This is a genomic window from Bradyrhizobium sp. ISRA464, assembly GCF_029910095.1.
In the GTDB taxonomy this organism is placed as follows: Bacteria; Pseudomonadota; Alphaproteobacteria; order Rhizobiales; family Xanthobacteraceae; genus Bradyrhizobium.
Genome location: NZ_CP094526.1, coordinates 6,563,872 through 6,579,213 on the forward strand (window position 1 = coordinate 6,563,872; position 15,342 = coordinate 6,579,213).

Genomic DNA, 15,342 nt, shown 5'->3' on the forward strand with positions numbered 1-15,342 from the left:
TCTGCCTAGTTTCCGGTTCGATACAGGACCTTGCTCGGTATTGGTTCCTTGTCATAGACCTGATCAATTACTTTGCCTTCGCCGTTGCTGATGCTGATGATCAAGAGCGGCACCGAGGTCTGGATATGCTGGCCAGACGCGAACGTGCGCGGCCCAAGCGTTGTCGGCTCATGTTTGAACGTGTTCATGACCTGAACGACCTTCGCTGTATCAAGGCTGCCAACCTTGGCAACGGCCTTGGCCCAAAGCTCCAAAAAGGAATAGATCGGAAAGGCATAGTTGGTAGCCGGCGTCGAGTTGAACTTTGCTTTGTACCTTTCGATTAGCGCCGCCACCTCCTTACGTGGATCATCGCCAAAGATCGACACCGCCACCGGAAGGTAGAACTCCTTCAGACCAGGGACTGAATTCAGCCAGTAGGTGCCGTCCATGGCACTATCACTCATCACCGGCAGGTCGATGCCAGCGGCCCGGATCTGGCGCATCGCGCTTGCCCCACCTGGCGGATTCGAGCACAGCATGATGACATCAACCTTCTTGGCCGCGGCGGCTTCCCTGATCCTAGTCACCTGCGAGGCGATCGAGACGTCGGTATTCTTGAAGGTGTCACGACCTACAACGCTGCCGCCGTTGCTGGCGAACTTCCACTCGAATCCACCGCACACCGACTTGCCGTACTCAACGTAATCGTCTAGCAGCACATATGCTGAGCGAAAGCCTTTCTTCTCGTAGCCCCAGTTGGCCATAGCAACTCCTTGAGCCTGGGCGACGGCGGAGGTTGTGAAAACATTGGGCCCCGCGATACCCGCCTTGGGATCCTCTGCACAGAGATAGGCTCCGATCTTGCCCGCCTTCTGCGCCTCGAACACTGCGGGCGAGCCGTAATCGTAGTCACAGCTGCCAAACACGATGTCTGCACCTTGCCGCAAGACTTCCTGGGCCGCCTTCACTCCTTCGACGCGGTCGGATTTTGCATCCGCGAAAACCACCTTCAACTTCTTGCCGAGCAACCCGCCCTTCGCATTGATGTCGTCGACGAAGATCTGCGCCATCTTGGTGGGATTGTCGTCAAAGGATGCCATTGCCCCTGAGGTCGAGCCGGCTAAGCCGATTAAAATCTCGTCAGCCGCGCGCGCCGAACTCCAACCCGCTGCAATTGCCACGATGACGCCTAGCAACGATAAAACAAACTTAGCCTTCTTTTTCCCCATGTCTCAGTCCTCCGTTTGCACCACCTAATTTAAGCATGCCCTTCTCGGGACGCTGACGAACCGACTACGTAATCCTCGCGAACCAATTTCTCATTCCGCCGATCGGGGAAGTTGTTTGCAACATCGCCCTGTATCGCGCCACTCAGACTTCCCTAAACCGCCGCGTCTGTTGTGCCTCGACAATGGAAATTGTCTTTGCCAGCGATCCCACGGCATTTCATGTTCTTATGCGTACGAACATTCGTTAATGTACGAGCGCCTCAAAGTTGCTGTCAAGCCCATTTCCGCGGCCTCAGGCTTCGACCTGCGGCTGGTTACAAAGCTCGCTCAAAGATTTCTCTCTTGAGCGGCTTCAATGATGTCGGTGACGACCTGGAGGCCGGCAACGCCGGATACCTCCGGTTCGCGATTCTCGCGGATGGCATCGGCAAAATCCTGTATCTGCGCCTCAAAAGGTAGAACCGGAGAGAAGTCGAGCGCCTGCCCGTTAACTAGAATCGTCCCTTTCCCGTGCTCACCGAGTGTCCCATCGCAAATGGCAAATCCCTTGTCGCCGTACAGTTCGAGCCGAGAGGGACCATCGAACAGAACGGATGTCGTGATTTCTGCCGTCAAGCCATCCGAGAATTGCAAAGCGACGAGAGCAGTTTCATCGTGTGGACCACCGTAGATTTTTCGGTTGATGAGACTGCGGCGGCCTTCAACGGTCCGCGGCGCATCGCCCGCAAACCAATGCATGAGATCGAAACAATGCGGTCCGACCGCAGCGAGAGACCACCAGCGCCCAAGCTCTTCGTGAGCTCTCCAATTCAAAGGGTCCAGCTCCTTATAAGCCCACTGAATCCGGATGTGGCAAAGCCGGCCGATCACTCCATCCTGCAATAATCTATGCAGTTTGCGATGGCCCATGTGCCACCGTAGATGCATGGCCACGCCTAGCTTGACACTATGTATTTGGCATACCTCGATGACTTTCAGTCCCTCCTCACGAGAGGTGACCATTGGCTTCTCAACGAGCACATGCTTTCGGGCGCTAGCGCATGCAATGACATGTTGAGCGTGAAGATTGTCCGGGCTTGTGATCAAGACGGCCTGGAGGTACGGATCCTCCAGGAACTCCGACAAGACCGCGTGGGCAGGATGCGGTGATGCCGCACCGTGCTTTTGCGCGAACTCCTCGGCTCGAGCCTTGTCGCGGCTTAACACGCTCCATAGGGTGGCGCCCGGAATGCGCCGTAAGGCCGGCGCATGGGCAGCATCGGCAATGCTACTGGCTGCAACGATGCCAAAGCGTATGTGCTCGTCATCCATTGATTACCTCTCGATGGGAAGCCGGATACATGGAAGAGCCAGATGATGTCCCTCTGCGGCCTGCCCCAATGCGGAAAGATCGATTGCGCGATGAGAACGTTGACATACAAGCATCTGATTATCTGAGATTGACGAAGTGCAGCAGGACAACGTCAGCCCCCTTTCGAAACATGAGGATGCAAGCGCGGCGGCGATGGCAGTCGAGCCCGTTCGACTGCGACATCGCAGCTGATGATCCATCGCGCATGTGGCCACAAGAGGTACGTTCGCAGCGCCACAATTACCACGTTGCTCATCAAGTGCCTTTCGAAAGATCTGTGGTTCTCGGCTAGATCTCTTTGGGGTGAGGTTCTTCAAGTCCACGCTGCTCATATGACTTCGCACGCAAGAAGGAGCCTACGGCTTATGAGCCAATTTTGTGCCTGCTCATGCGAATCTCAGTAAGTCCGATAATCCACCTTTCCGATCTCTTTCGTGCTGCGCACCTGCTCGACGGCCTCAGCGAGATTGGCCAAGTAATCATTGAGAGCGGGAGCTACGCTCGGGTTAAGCGCAACGTGGATCGCCTTCGGCGTGATTGACTTGCCGACGAACCATCCCTTCTTGCCCATGCGATCTGCGACGGCATAGATGTCGACGTGCGGATCGATCGAGTCGTACATCAGGATACAAAGATCCGTCGGCCGAATGACCCGAAGACCTTTGATATGTTCGACGCCGGCGATGAGCCGGTCCCTGGTGCCCATGATCACACGCGCGATGTCGCGGTAGCCGGCGCGACCCAGGGTATTCATCACCGCCCAAGCCGACGCGACGGGTCCGGCAGCCCGACTTCCCTGGAAGGTCTTGGTCACATAAGTTCCGCGTGGCCAACTGCTGAACTCGAAGCCCTGGTACTTCTGGTACTCGCGATCCGCGAAGAGGAGCAAGGACGCTGGCTTGGCGGCGAAGCCATACTTGTGGAGGTCGGCCGACAAGCTGCTGACGCCTGGGACCGACAGATCGAAGGGTGGAATGGGATAGCCGATGTCTCGTGCAAAGGGCGCCAGAAAACCGCCTACGCAAGCATCGATGTGCAGCCACAACCCGCGCTTCCTGGCGAGCGCTCCAATCTCCTCGATGGGGTCGATGACCCCATGGGGATAGCCCGGCGCCGAGGCGTAGATCATGCACGTGCGTTCGTCGATTGCGGCTTCGAACAAGCCGACGTCCGCGCGGAAGTCCTCTCGCAACGGGGTGCGTACGACCTCCATCCCCAAATAACTGGCCGCCTTGTCGGCCGCGGCGTGAGCGGAGAAAGCCGCCACGACCTTGGGACGGTCAATGCCTTTCTCCTTTCGTGCCCAATCTCTGGCGGTCTTGAACGCAAGGAAAATGCTTTCAGTTCCGCCGCTGGTAAACGTACCTCCGGCTTGCGGGCCCCCGCCCAGGAGATCAATACCCATCTCGATGACTTCCCTCTCGAGTTGGGCGACGCTCGGAAACGCGTGGGCGCCCAAGGCGTTCTCAGTGAAGAACTCCGTGTAGGCTTCTTGCGAGACCCGCAGGAGCTCCTCAGTGTAATAATAAATATAGACTGGAAGCCGCCCGTCTTTCCAGGCGTAGTCGCCCTGCTTCATATCGCGCAGCCGAGCTTTGAGCTTAGTCCAGTCGGTTCCGGTCTGAGGCAGTGAAGTCATGACTTTGATCCCATCTTTGAAATTCAGAAGAACCGCAGCCCCAACTAGGCGCTGCGGAGCCGCGAAGTCTTTGCCTGGTCAATGCTGCATCCGTCGGATGTGATGGCCACGGCATAGTCCCGCTCGGCCGCTCCGACGCTTACGACGCCGTCGCGCACGTCACGCAACACCCGGGATGGGTCCCGCGTTTTTGGGTCGCCGAAGCCGCCGCCGCCGCCAGCGAGCGCTTGGTAGGTAGCGGGACCGTGGCGTTCTACTTCGCAGTTGAGGGGTTGGATCTTTGTGCCGTCAGGCAGCAAGACTGTAAGTTCCGGGACGGAGCCCGGCTTACCTAGTCCGACACCGAAAGAGGCCGATCGTTCGGGGACTCCGACGATCATGTAGGCATAGTCGGCGGGCGTGAACACCTCGACTTCGTAGTCGCATCCCGTTCCGCCGCGGAAGCGGCCGGGACCAGCGCTGTCGCAGCGGAATTCCTGGCGGTTGAAGCGCACCGGATAGAGCTGCTCGTAGTCCTCGAGGTTGGGCAACGTGAGCCCACCCAGCGTAATCAGGTTGCCCAACGAATTGATGCCATCCCGGCCTTCGACAGCGCCGATGCCAGACGCCGCGGCGAAGTGATACATGACGTAGCGGTCGCCATCAGGGCGAAAGCCAGCAGTAATGACTTGCCCCTCCTTCGACCAACCGGCCGAAGCGCGTTCTGGCAAAGCTTGGGCCAGCGCCTTCCAAACCGCATGGATGATCTCGAAGGCCGGGAACATCGTATTCGCCGTCATCGCCGCCGGCGGCCGCGCGTTCACGAGAGTGCCTTCGGGCAGACGGATCTCGACGCTGCGGAAGGCGCCCTCGTTCTTGGGCAGATCCGGTTCGAAGAACGCCGCCAGCGCCATGAACACCGCCGACGTGGTGTTGGCAATCGAGCTGTTCTTGAAGCCGCGCATCTGCGGCGACGTTCCTTCGAAGTCGACGATCAGGCCCGTCTCGCCGACGGTCAACGTCACCGCGATCACACTGTCCACGGGGCCAAAGCAATCGTGGTCCATGGGTTCCTCCGCCTTCCAGCTGCCCTGGGGCAAGCGGGACACAGCCGCCCGAAAACGCCGGTCGGCGTGGTCCACCACGGCTTCGAAGAACTCGTCGGCACGATCCGCTCCTACCTCATCGACCAGCATCGCTATGCGCTCCGCGCCGATGCGGGTCGAGCCGATCATGGCGCGCACATCACCATCGATCCCCTCGGGCAGACGCGTATTGAGAAGCAGCAGGCGCCAGAGGTCCTCGCGCATTCGGCCCGCTTCGATCAGCTTCAGCACGGGAAGGCGGATGCCTTCGTGGAAAATCTCTGTTGCCATCGGGTTGTAGGAGCCGGCCGCACCACCGCCGATGTCCACTTGATGTGCACGATTGCAGGCAAAGGCAACAAGCCTGCCCTGCACGAACACCGGCGTCGCAATCACCCAATCGGGCAGATGATTGCCGCCGGCCGTATACGGGTCGCTTAGCAGGAAGACATCTTCGGGCGCAATCGCGTCCTTGAAGTCGCGCAGGATGGCACGAACAGCGAACCCGCCTCCGCCGGTATGAATAGGAAGGCCATCCGCCTGGCTCATCAAGATGCCCCGGCCATCGGCAATGAAGCAGGAGAAGTCGTGGCTCTGGGTCAAGTGGGGACATCGCGCGGTTCGCGTCATCACCCATCCCATCTGGCGCGAAATATGATCCAGCCGGTTCTGCACCATCGCGAGCGCTATCGGGTCCATGGCGGGATTCATGCGGCAGCTCCAATATGGACCAGGAAGTCGGCGGCGGCGTTGACTTCGACGATGTCGCTCGGGCCGACGAAGGCGGTGGTCGTACGCTCTTCGATCAGCAATGGCCCTTGCAGCTTGCAGCCCGGCCTGAGATCCTCTCCGTCGTAGACTGGGATGTCTTGCCAGCCGCGGGTCGAATCAATCCAGACAGGACGTTTTAGACGCGGCATAGGAGTCTCTTGCCCAGAGACATCCATCGGCGGAAGCGACCACTCCAGATGGCCGCGCCCGACGACGCGCAAAGCCCTGATCTCGAGGCGGCCACCAGGCTGGATGTGCCCGAACAGGCGCTGGTGTTCGGCTTCGAAGGCCTGCCGTACTGCAGCTTCGTGGAAACGGTTGCCTTCGAGGGCGACGCGCACGGGCCATTGCTGCCCCGCATAGCGCAGATCGATCTCGCGCTGGATCGCGCTCTTATCGGCAAAGCCCTGTCGTGCCAACGAATCTCGCGCCCTCGCTTCAAGCTGGGCAAAGCCGGCCTCGAGTGCGGAACGGTCGACCTTGTCGAGGTCGGCGACAAAGACATGCAAGTAATCTTGCCGCACATCCGATTGCAGGGCCCCCATGGCGCAGAAAGCGCCGGCGGCGCGCGGCAAGAGCGCGCGCTTGCATCCCAAACTGCGCGCGACGGACGAGCCATGCATGGGCCCCGCGCCGCCTGCGGCGACCAACGTGAAGTGCGCCGGGTTGTGGCCTCGCTCGATGCTGAGGCGCTCGACCGCGTGCAACAGGTTCTGCTCCAGCAGACGGATCACGCCTGCCGCAGCATCTTCGACAGAGAGGCCAAGCGGGCGCGCCAGCTTGGTTTCGATGGCGTGTCGCGCCAGGCCGAGATCGAGTTTCACCGTTCCGCCGGCGAGCGGTCCTTCGCGCATCCGGCCGAGGACCAGTTGCGCATCGGTCACCGTCGGCTCCTCCCCTCCGAGTCCATAGGCCGCGGGACCCGGCTGCGCACCAGCGCCCTTCGGGCCGACATTCAACAGACCAGCGGAATCGACCCAAGCAATGGTGCCGCCGCCGGCGCCCACGGTGTGGATCTCCACGGACGGCGTGGTGAGGTGATACCCATCGATGACCAGTTGGTCTCTCACCGGCACCTCGCCCTTCGCCATGACCATCACGTCGCAACTGGTGCCACCAATCTCCATCGAGATAAAGTTGGCGAGATCTTGCGAGGAAGCACAGCCCTTGAGCGCACCGACGGCCGCGGCCGGTCCGGACAAGACGAGCATCACCGGACGGTTGGCGACCTCCATCACGGACACGGCGCCGCCATTGCTCTGCAACATGAGAAGCGAACGAGGCAGGCCAAGTTCGCGGAGCCGTTCGTCGAGGGCTTTAAGATAGCGCGTCACCTTGGGAGCGACATAGGCATTCACCACGGCCGTAGAGCCGCGCTCATACTCACCTATCGTCGGCATGATATCGCTCGAGAGCGAGATCCAATCGCCGCCCCAGCTCTTGGCCAACGCCTCTCGGGCCTGGTACTCGTGCCGACCATCGAGAAAGCTGTTGAAAAGGCATACCGCGACGGCTTCGACTCCTTCTTGTTTGAAGATATCGGCGGCCTTGGCCACATCCTCGGCGGCCAGTGGCGCGGCTTCAGTGCCGTCGGCGGCGATCCTTCCGCGGACGGGCTGGCGCAGATAGCGCGGCACCAGGACCTGCGGCGGCGGCGCACGATGGTCCCATTGGTTCTCGCGAATGCCGCGGCGGATTTCTAGGGAATCGCGGAAGCCATGGGTGGTCAACATCCCAACTCGCGCGCCCTTCTTTTCCAGGATCGTGTTGGTCGCAACCGTCGAGCCGTGGACGAACAGCGCGCAATTCCGCAGCAGAGCAGAGACAGGCAGATCGAGTTCAGCCGCGGCTCGCCGCAATACGTTCAACACGCCCTCGCTGGGATCAGCGGTGATCGATGGCGCCTTGAAGATACGCACATACTCCTTTGCATCCCGGAGGACCATGTCTGTAAAGGTCCCGCCTACATCGACGCCGATCCGCCAGGGAGCTGCCAAGAAGGTAGAAGGCTCTCTCATTTACACCTCGAACGATCCAAGTGTTGCTAAGTGATCTTTGCAGGCCGCTACGCTACGAGCAGGCTCTCCGCCTGGATCACGTTGCTAGCTTACCGGTTGCCTGTGCCGAAGGCGCGGAGCAGGACGAAACATAAGCCGCGGTAATTAGTTTGTAACAACAGCATGCTTTTTGCTCGAGGCACTTGTGTTCAATTATCTGCAAGACGCCGCGCGTCTTACGAATTAACCCTTGTTCTTCGAATCGGATTAGCGTTTCCGTCACCCCAGCGCGGCGCAATGCCAAGACGGAGGAGAGATAGTCATGGGTAATTGGAAGTACATGAGCGCCAACAGCATCACTCGCCAAACAGAGCCAGGAGGCGAGCCGCTTTTCGCGATCGTGGCGAACGCCGCATAATCCTGTCTGAGCGCTATGCAAGGTCAGCGCTTGAACGTACCGCGCAAGATATTCTCGGATCTCGGGACGCGCGTTCATCACCCGACGCAAATCCTCTACACGGATCCTGTGGGCTCTTCCGGGAAGGAGCACAACAGATTGGTGCGTTGAAAGATGTCCCTCCAACAATAGCGGAGCGCCAACTGCGCCCCGATATCCTATTACCGCCGTCTCAAGGATGTTTCCCTCCGCGACAATCCTCTGTGAGACCAAGCCCGACTCTATGAAATAGACGTGATCAAGATGCCTTTTCGGCTCTTGCAGAACCATACGTTCTCTGAGAACAATCGGCTCTAAAAACTCCCCTATTGTGGCGAGATCCGGCATGATTATTCTCGCCAGAATCGCATTCTTGAAAAAGGATGGCGTATTGGGACGCATGCGTCGTTCCTATTTCCTCTTCCCTGCGGTCGCAAATGACGGTCAGTACCCGAGCCCTCTCAAATGGGAACGCTTGGACAACAGGCTGAAGTCTATGTCCTAGTGTGTGCGTCGAGTTCGGCCTCTGCGTGGATCTGCCGCTTCGCTCTCGCAGCGGTCGAACAGACGGACTTGCCGTCCGCGGAGATCTCGATGCCATAGAGGGCGAGCGCCGCCTCTTTGGAGACGACTTCATCGCGAACGTCCCTTAGTACGGCTTCCGGATCCCGGTTATGAGGATGACCCCATCCTCCGCCAGCAGAGGCTTCGATAACGAGGCGAAACGGCTTGACCTGCTGAACACCATACTGCGGACAGTAAAACTCTTCGCCCGTAGTCGAATCGAATCCCCTCAATGAACCTTTTGCACCCCAAAGCCCCCCGTTGACGCCCGCGCCTGTTGGCTTTCGCGAGCCCTCACCACGCAACAGATGCTCACCGCCGACCAGGATGTCAGCAACATAGTCGACTCCAGGTCCGCCTCGGTATTGTCCGGCCCCCCCAGCATCGAGGCGCATCTGATAACGATGAATGCGAATCGGATAGGATTGCTCGTATGATTCCACATTCGGAATGATCATTCCGCCGAGCGTCATCTGGTGGCTGGTCGTGACGAAGCCATCACGTCCCTTGACTGCTCCGCCCCCTGAACTGCCATGCCAATGGTAAAGTACAAATACTTCCCCAGAAGGCTTGGTGCCGGCGGAGATGCTATACACCGCCTTGCCCCAGCCCGCGCACGCACGATCAGGGTCGACTTGCGCTAACGCGCCCCAACATGCGTTCATGATATCGATGGCCGGAAATACCGTGTTCATGGTCATGGGCGCGGGCGGCAAGGCATTGACGATCGTGCCATCCGGAGCAACAATTTTGACGCAGCGATAAACCCCTTCGTTGCGCGGAATGGCCGAATCTAAGAACGACGAGAGTGCGCAATAAACGGCAGAGTGTGTATTGGCGATGCTGCTGTTCTTGAAGCCCTTTATTTGTGGCGAAGTGCCGGTGAAATCAAATGTGATCTCGTCTCCGCGAATCGTGACCTTTACACGCGTTTCGATGTCGACGCTTTCGAAGCAGTCATTGTCACTAACGTCGGCCGCCTCCCAACTCCCATCGGGGAGTTCGGCGATTGCTTGACGCATCCTACGCTCTCCATAGTCAAGAAGCGCCGCCAAATAGGCATTACCCTTTTGCACGCCGAGTTGTTCGATGACTTCTTTCATCCGATTTGCGCCGATCCGCGTCGAGCCGAGCATCGCGCCCAGATCACCTTCCATGAGTTCCGGGCAGCGAGTGTTCAAAAGCAACAGGCGCCAGAGATCGTCTCGCAATTTTCCCTTTTCAACCAGCTTGAGTACTGGCAGTCGAATGCCTTCGTGAAAGATTTCTGTAGCCGCGGCGTTATAGGTTCCAGCGGCTCCGCCGCCGATGTCGGACTGATGAGCGCGGTTGCTGCAAAATCCTAGCATTTCTCCGTCAACAAAAACGGGACGAATGAGTGTCCAATCAGGCAGGTGGTTTCCGCCGGCAACGTAAGGATCGCTCAGCATGAACACGTCTTCATCTTCGATGTGATCAGCAAAGTCTCTTAGAACCGCGCGAACGGCGAAACCTCCGCCCCCTGAATGAACCGGCAAGCCATCGGCTTGTGCGACCGTCTCTCCAGTTGCATTGCTCATAAAGCAGGAAAAGTCGTGGCTCTGGCTGAAGATTGGGCTGCGCGCCGTGCGCATCATGACGGTGCCCATCTGCAAGGTAATGTGATCTAGCTGACGCTGCAGAATGGCAAGCATAACAGGATCTTGATACCTGGCGGCCGCGACATTCATGATCTCACCTCGTTCAAAACTCTGTCGACAGAATGCTGAGCAGCGAACCTCGACCTTCCAGCGGCGTGTCCCGTTTCTTCGCGCCACGAATGATCGTCAAGTGCGTTCTCACGCCACTTCCTCGGCATGAGCAAGCCGCACATGATAGTTGCCTGCATCGGTTATCGTAAGCCGATCACCAAGACCTATAAAAATCGTAGTGGTGGCCTCTTCGACGACTGCGGGGCCCACCATTTGTTGACGTGGCGTAAGTTTAGTGCCGTCATAGATGGGGATATCAGCGAACCCCGTCTCCCTACCGATCCACACTCGTCGACGTGAATGTGGCAGCGGGTCTGATACAGTGGACGGCACTGGAGCTACCTTCAATGCGTCCAGTTTGCCAATTGCTGCAAGCCGCAGATTAACAACCTCGATAGACCCAGCGGTCTGGACATAGCCAAACAGCCGCTCAAAGACCTTCTCGAATGCTGCACGTATGGCTGTCGGATCCGTCGAGGAACATTCAACCGCAACTGTCCATTGCTGACCAAAATATCGAAGGTCATAGGCGCGCTGCAGGACGGCTTTGTCGCCCTCGAACCCCTCTCGGGCAAGGAGTTTGCCTGCAGCCTCATGCATCTCCCTAAAAGCGCCTTCAAGTATCTCGGTGCTGCATGTCGTTCGGCTGTCAAGGTCTTGCAACCAACTCCGTACGTGGTCATGCCGGAGATCCGAGTTGCACATGCCAAAGGCGCAGAATACGCCTGCCAGACGCGGAATATACAGGCTCTTGCTGCCAAGCAGGCGGGCCGTGGCAACACCGTGCAAAGGTCCCGCCCCCCCCGCCGCAACGAGCGTAAACGTTCTTGGATTGAAGCCTTTTTCGAGAGAGGCTCGCTCCACGGCGTGGAGGATGTTCTGCTCAACTAACTGAATGATGCCGGCAGCCGCATCCTCGACACTAAGCCCAAGTGGTCGCGCGACGTAGTCGTTAATAGCTCTAACTGCGCTATCCAAGTTCAATGCAATTGCCCCCCCAGCATAGGGGCCAGGCTTGAGGCGACCCAAAACCAATTGCGCGTCAGTTATCGTGGGGCGTTCGCCGCCGCCACCGTAGCAGGCAGGGCCTGGGATCGAGCCAGCACCTTCGGGGCCTGCCTTAAGCAGGCCGGCGGCGTCTACCGAAGCAATGGTGCCACCTCCCGCACCTACGGTATGGATGTCAACCGCGGGAATATTGAGATGGTAACCGTCGACCACGATTTGATCTGTCATACTGACGCCGCCGTTCTGCATTAGCGTGACATCGCAACTCGTGCCGCCAACCTCGATCGAGATCAAATTGTCCGACCCAGTGTCATGGCCAAAGAACTTCAGCGAGCCAACCCCGGCTGCAGGCCCCGATAGAACTAGACTCGCCGGAAGATGCCCAATCTCATCGACCGAAATTGCACCGCCGTTCGACTGGATCATCAAGAGCTTTCGGGGCAGCCCCAGCTCACCAAGCCGATCCGCCAAGCTATTCAGATAAGGAACGACCCGAGGAGCCACGTACGCATTGACGACCGTGGTCGAGGTCCGTTCATATTCACCGATCGTTGGCGCAACTTCGGAAGAGGCGGTGATCCACACCTTCGGTAGGAGCTTTTTCAACTCGTACTTTGCTGCCTGCTCGTGGGCCGGATTCATGTAGGAATGCAAAAAGCAGATTGCGACCGCCTCGACTCCCTCTTCATCAAAGACACGCGCCGCCGTCGCGAGCGAAGCGGGATCGAATGCAATCCGGACACTTCCATCGGCTTCCATCCGTTCCCTTATCGGCAACCTCAGATAACGAGGGACTAAAACTTGTGGGAATGGTCGACGATGGTCCCAAATATTCTCTCGGATTGAACGACGAATTTCCAACGAGTCGCGAAAACCTTCCGTGACCAACAATCCAACCTTGGAACCTTTTTTTTCGAGCAGCGTGTTGGTGGCAATTGTTGAGCCATGAACGAACAAGTTGGTGTTGGTGAGGAAGGTTTTGGGACTGCCCTTCAGATATTGCGCGGCCAGTTCAACGGCGGCGAGGACACCTTTGGTGGGATTGGCTGGTACGGATGGAGACTTGAACGCCCGGACCTCGCCCCGAGCATCGACAAGCACCAAATCGGTAAATGTGCCACCGACATCAACTCCAACTCGATAAGGCGCAACTAGCATTGACGATCCATCAGCCCCATTTTCGTTGCAGATCAGGTGATCGAGCGCTGTCATCCCGGAAGCGCACTTGTATCGGCTAACTCCTTCGCAACCACAGCGATGAGCTTGTCCGCGAGAAGGGAGACTTCGGCTTCCGTCATAGGAGTGGATAGCGCGCCGGAGCAGTTGGGTGTCAACAGGATGCCCTCGTCAAGTATCGCCAGATGGATTCGACGGATTAGCTCCGCCTTCTCAGGAGCGGCGTAGGCAGTCCTGTACCCGGTGATATTGGTCGAGCCTAGATGAAGCCGAAACAGAGAACCCATGCCCGTGAGACTGGCCTCGATGCCAGCCGCGGAGAAACCTTCGCGGACTCTATTTCGAAGCTTGCAACCAAATCCGTTCAGTCTTTCGATGGCCGGCCGTGAATAGTGGGAAAGCGATTCGAGCCCCGCTGCCATACTCAGCGGATTGGCACTGAAGGTGCCTCCCATTGAGACTTTTGGCTTGCCATTTGCATGGTTGAAGACCGACATCCGATCGGACGGACCGGAAACCGCACCAATGGGAAGCCCTCCACCAATGATCTTGGCCGTCGTTACTAGATCGGGCTCAAGATCGAAAAGCGGAGAAGCACCTTCATATGAAAGACGAAAACTGATGACCTCGTCGCAGATCAGAAGAATGCCATCTCGGCGGCAGGCGTCTTGCACGACGGCGGCGGTTTCTTTCGACACAGGCACCATTCCGGCGCGGGCGGCGTGAGGATCGAGAACAACTGCGGCGAGCGAAGGCCCCTCACGTTGAAGAATGTCAGCGCAGCGCTGGGGATCATCATAAGGTAGCACAACTGTCTCGCGGAGCACCGATTCCGGCGTGCCGGCGCTGTTTCGCACCGAAGCGGGATTTCCGCTCTTGTCGCTCCAAGCGGCGGGCGTTGGATCCAGGCTCACCTCGATCCAGTCGTAGGCGCCGTGATAGCAGCCCTCAAACTTGGCGATTCTTTCCCTAGCCGTGATGCCCCGCGCTGCCTTGACTGCAGCAAGCACCGCCTCAGTTCCAGAATTGCAGAAGCGGGTCTGCTCCATCCTTGGATTCCGAGCAGCGAGCGCCTCCGCAAGCAGGATCTCGCTCTCGGTAGGCATACCGAACGCCGTTCCCTTGGTCATCGCATCGCGCACCGCATCGATCACCGGCGGAAATACGTGGCCGTGAACAAGAGAGAAGAAGTTGTTGGCGCAATCCAATATGCGCCGCCCATCAATATCAACTACCCAGCACCCCTCGCCGCGAGCGGCATACGGGGGATGAGGCCTAAACCATGAAGCCGCCCGCATCGACCCCCCCGGAACGACCTTCGCCTCGCGCAGGTAGGCGGCCTCGGACCGCGATTTCACCGTAGCGCTCGCTGCACTGCTCTTATGCCCCCGACCCGGCGCCGTCATTACTATCTCCGATCAATCAGACTGGAGTGTAACCACATGATCCCATCATATGTCAATTGGATCAATTGATCCAAATCGCATTGGGATGCGACTTCCGGGACCGCAGCTTCATCAGCGAGGGCCGTGACTGCTCTCGCCGTCGAAGCGCGAGTCTCAGCTTTTGTGAGCGTTCTCTTCCTCGTTCGGCCGAAAAGTCGGGCTCGACACACAAGGATTCCGGGACCTGCTGGCGCTAATGCCATCGAGCAGCGGCTACCGCCGGACCGCAACCATGACTACGGATTTTCAGAAGTGGCCAAGCAGGTGTTTAGTCCCTGCATTTGCTGGAGCGGATTGAGTTTGAATCGTTCTGGCTGGGAAGTCCAGCATTTGCAGATGTATTCGTAGGGCGTGAGACCCTTCAGGGTCTTCAGCCGCCGGGCGTAATTGCAGGCGGTGACGACGACGGCAAGGTGAGCTTCGAGCTGATCGTGTCGATCGTCATGGTAGCGTTGGACAGTCGATTCCTTGATCGTGCGGTTCATGCGCTCGAACTGGCCATTGGCCAGGGATGCTTGATCTGGTCAGCCGATGTTCGATCCTGTTTTCTTGGCATCGCATATGGAACATATGCATCGTGTATCTTGCCGTCGGGCCGTCCGAATCGCTGGTCGGACGAGTTTAAGGCCCAAGTCGTGACGGAGGCGCTGGAGCCTGGCGCGAGCGTCTCGGCGATCGCTCGCCGGATTGGCATTCACCCGTCGCAGCTGTTTGCCTGGCGCCGTGATGCTCGGGCGGAACGACATGGTCGCGAGCGGCACTCGAGTTGCGGGGTGAGGTGGCGTCTGTGGTAGTCGATGATCCGGACGCTCCACTTTTGCGCTCCTTTTCTGACTATCTGAGCAGGGTACGAGGCCCTTGAGCAAAGGTCCCGCGATGGCGTTCTCTTGGGCGCACGGCGCTTTCTGGATTGGCTCCGCCATCGCCATCCTGGCCTGGCCCATTTACCG

General features: G+C 58.5%; 10 protein-coding genes and 1 pseudogene. 1 reads left to right on the forward strand and 10 read right to left on the reverse strand.

Going from position 1 to position 15,342, the window contains the following annotated elements; all coding sequences use genetic code 11:
• Window positions 1-5 precede the first annotated feature (5 nt).
• The 10 genes and pseudogenes from MTX19_RS30630 to MTX19_RS30675 form a co-directional block, all read right to left on the reverse strand.
• Window positions 6-1,211 carry an ABC transporter substrate-binding protein gene (locus tag MTX19_RS30630; RefSeq protein ID WP_280980614.1) on the reverse strand — a complete coding sequence of 402 codons (1,206 nt, stop codon included), beginning with the start codon at window positions 1,209-1,211 and terminating at the stop codon, window positions 6-8.
• A gap of 327 nt (window positions 1,212-1,538) precedes the next feature.
• Window positions 1,539-2,522 (reverse strand): Gfo/Idh/MocA family oxidoreductase, encoded by a 984-nt coding sequence (locus tag MTX19_RS30635; protein WP_280980615.1) that lies wholly within the window; start codon window positions 2,520-2,522, stop codon window positions 1,539-1,541.
• Window positions 2,523-2,959: 437 nt separating this feature from the next.
• On the reverse strand, window positions 2,960-4,201 hold the full coding sequence (locus MTX19_RS30640; RefSeq protein ID WP_280985614.1) for an aminotransferase class V-fold PLP-dependent enzyme: 1,242 nt from the start codon (window positions 4,199-4,201) through the stop codon (window positions 2,960-2,962).
• A 44-nt stretch (window positions 4,202-4,245) separates the two neighbouring features.
• Window positions 4,246-5,976 (reverse strand): hydantoinase B/oxoprolinase family protein, encoded by a 1,731-nt coding sequence (locus MTX19_RS30645; protein WP_280980617.1) that lies wholly within the window; start codon window positions 5,974-5,976, stop codon window positions 4,246-4,248.
• The gene (locus MTX19_RS30650) at window positions 5,973-8,054 is read right to left on the reverse strand and encodes a hydantoinase/oxoprolinase family protein (protein WP_280980618.1); all 2,082 of its coding nucleotides are present in this window, start codon (window positions 8,052-8,054) and stop codon (window positions 5,973-5,975) included. The genes MTX19_RS30645 and MTX19_RS30650 overlap by 4 nt, the downstream gene beginning before the upstream one ends.
• Window positions 8,055-8,130: 76 nt before the next feature.
• Window positions 8,131-8,871, reverse strand: coding sequence for a Crp/Fnr family transcriptional regulator (locus tag MTX19_RS30655; protein ID WP_280985615.1), 741 nt, complete (start codon window positions 8,869-8,871; stop codon window positions 8,131-8,133).
• Window positions 8,872-8,963: 92 nt separating this feature from the next.
• Window positions 8,964-10,742, reverse strand: a complete 1,779-nt coding sequence (locus tag MTX19_RS30660; RefSeq protein WP_280980619.1) for a hydantoinase B/oxoprolinase family protein — start codon at window positions 10,740-10,742, stop codon at window positions 8,964-8,966.
• A 108-nt stretch (window positions 10,743-10,850) separates the two neighbouring features.
• Window positions 10,851-12,983: a hydantoinase/oxoprolinase family protein gene (locus tag MTX19_RS30665; RefSeq protein WP_280985616.1), complete on the reverse strand. Its 2,133-nt coding sequence runs from the start codon at window positions 12,981-12,983 to the stop codon at window positions 10,851-10,853.
• Window positions 12,980-14,305, reverse strand: a complete 1,326-nt coding sequence (locus tag MTX19_RS30670; protein WP_280985617.1) for an aminotransferase class III-fold pyridoxal phosphate-dependent enzyme — start codon at window positions 14,303-14,305, stop codon at window positions 12,980-12,982. Before MTX19_RS30670 ends, MTX19_RS30665 begins: the two co-directional genes overlap by 4 nt.
• Before the next feature lie 323 nt (window positions 14,306-14,628).
• Window positions 14,629-14,947, reverse strand: a pseudogene (locus tag MTX19_RS30675) (integrase core domain-containing protein); the annotation flags it as partial.
• A gap of 26 nt (window positions 14,948-14,973) precedes the next feature.
• On the opposite strand from MTX19_RS30675, the gene MTX19_RS30680 reads away from it, so the two are divergent.
• Complete coding sequence (locus MTX19_RS30680; protein ID WP_280984926.1) at window positions 14,974-15,186, forward strand: transposase; 213 nt, start codon at window positions 14,974-14,976, stop codon at window positions 15,184-15,186.
• Window positions 15,187-15,342 lie beyond the last annotated feature (156 nt).

What these genes read in the sequence shown, in the direction of transcription:
- MTX19_RS30660 (WP_280980619.1), bottom strand. Translation starts at nt 10,742, where the DNA reads ATGAATGTCGCGGCCGCCAGGTATCAAGATCCTGTTATGCTTGCCATT.
- MTX19_RS30635 (WP_280980615.1), bottom strand. Translation starts at nt 2,522, where the DNA reads ATGGATGACGAGCACATACGCTTTGGCATCGTTGCAGCCAGTAGCATT.
- MTX19_RS30665 (WP_280985616.1), bottom strand. Translation starts at nt 12,983, where the DNA reads ATGACAGCGCTCGATCACCTGATCTGCAACGAAAATGGGGCTGATGGA.
- MTX19_RS30655 (WP_280985615.1), bottom strand. Translation starts at nt 8,871, where the DNA reads ATGCGTCCCAATACGCCATCCTTTTTCAAGAATGCGATTCTGGCGAGA.
- MTX19_RS30630 (WP_280980614.1), bottom strand. Translation starts at nt 1,211, where the DNA reads ATGGGGAAAAAGAAGGCTAAGTTTGTTTTATCGTTGCTAGGCGTCATC.
- MTX19_RS30650 (WP_280980618.1), bottom strand. Translation starts at nt 8,054, where the DNA reads ATGAGAGAGCCTTCTACCTTCTTGGCAGCTCCCTGGCGGATCGGCGTC.
- MTX19_RS30645 (WP_280980617.1), bottom strand. Translation starts at nt 5,976, where the DNA reads ATGAATCCCGCCATGGACCCGATAGCGCTCGCGATGGTGCAGAACCGG.
- MTX19_RS30640 (WP_280985614.1), bottom strand. Translation starts at nt 4,201, where the DNA reads ATGACTTCACTGCCTCAGACCGGAACCGACTGGACTAAGCTCAAAGCT.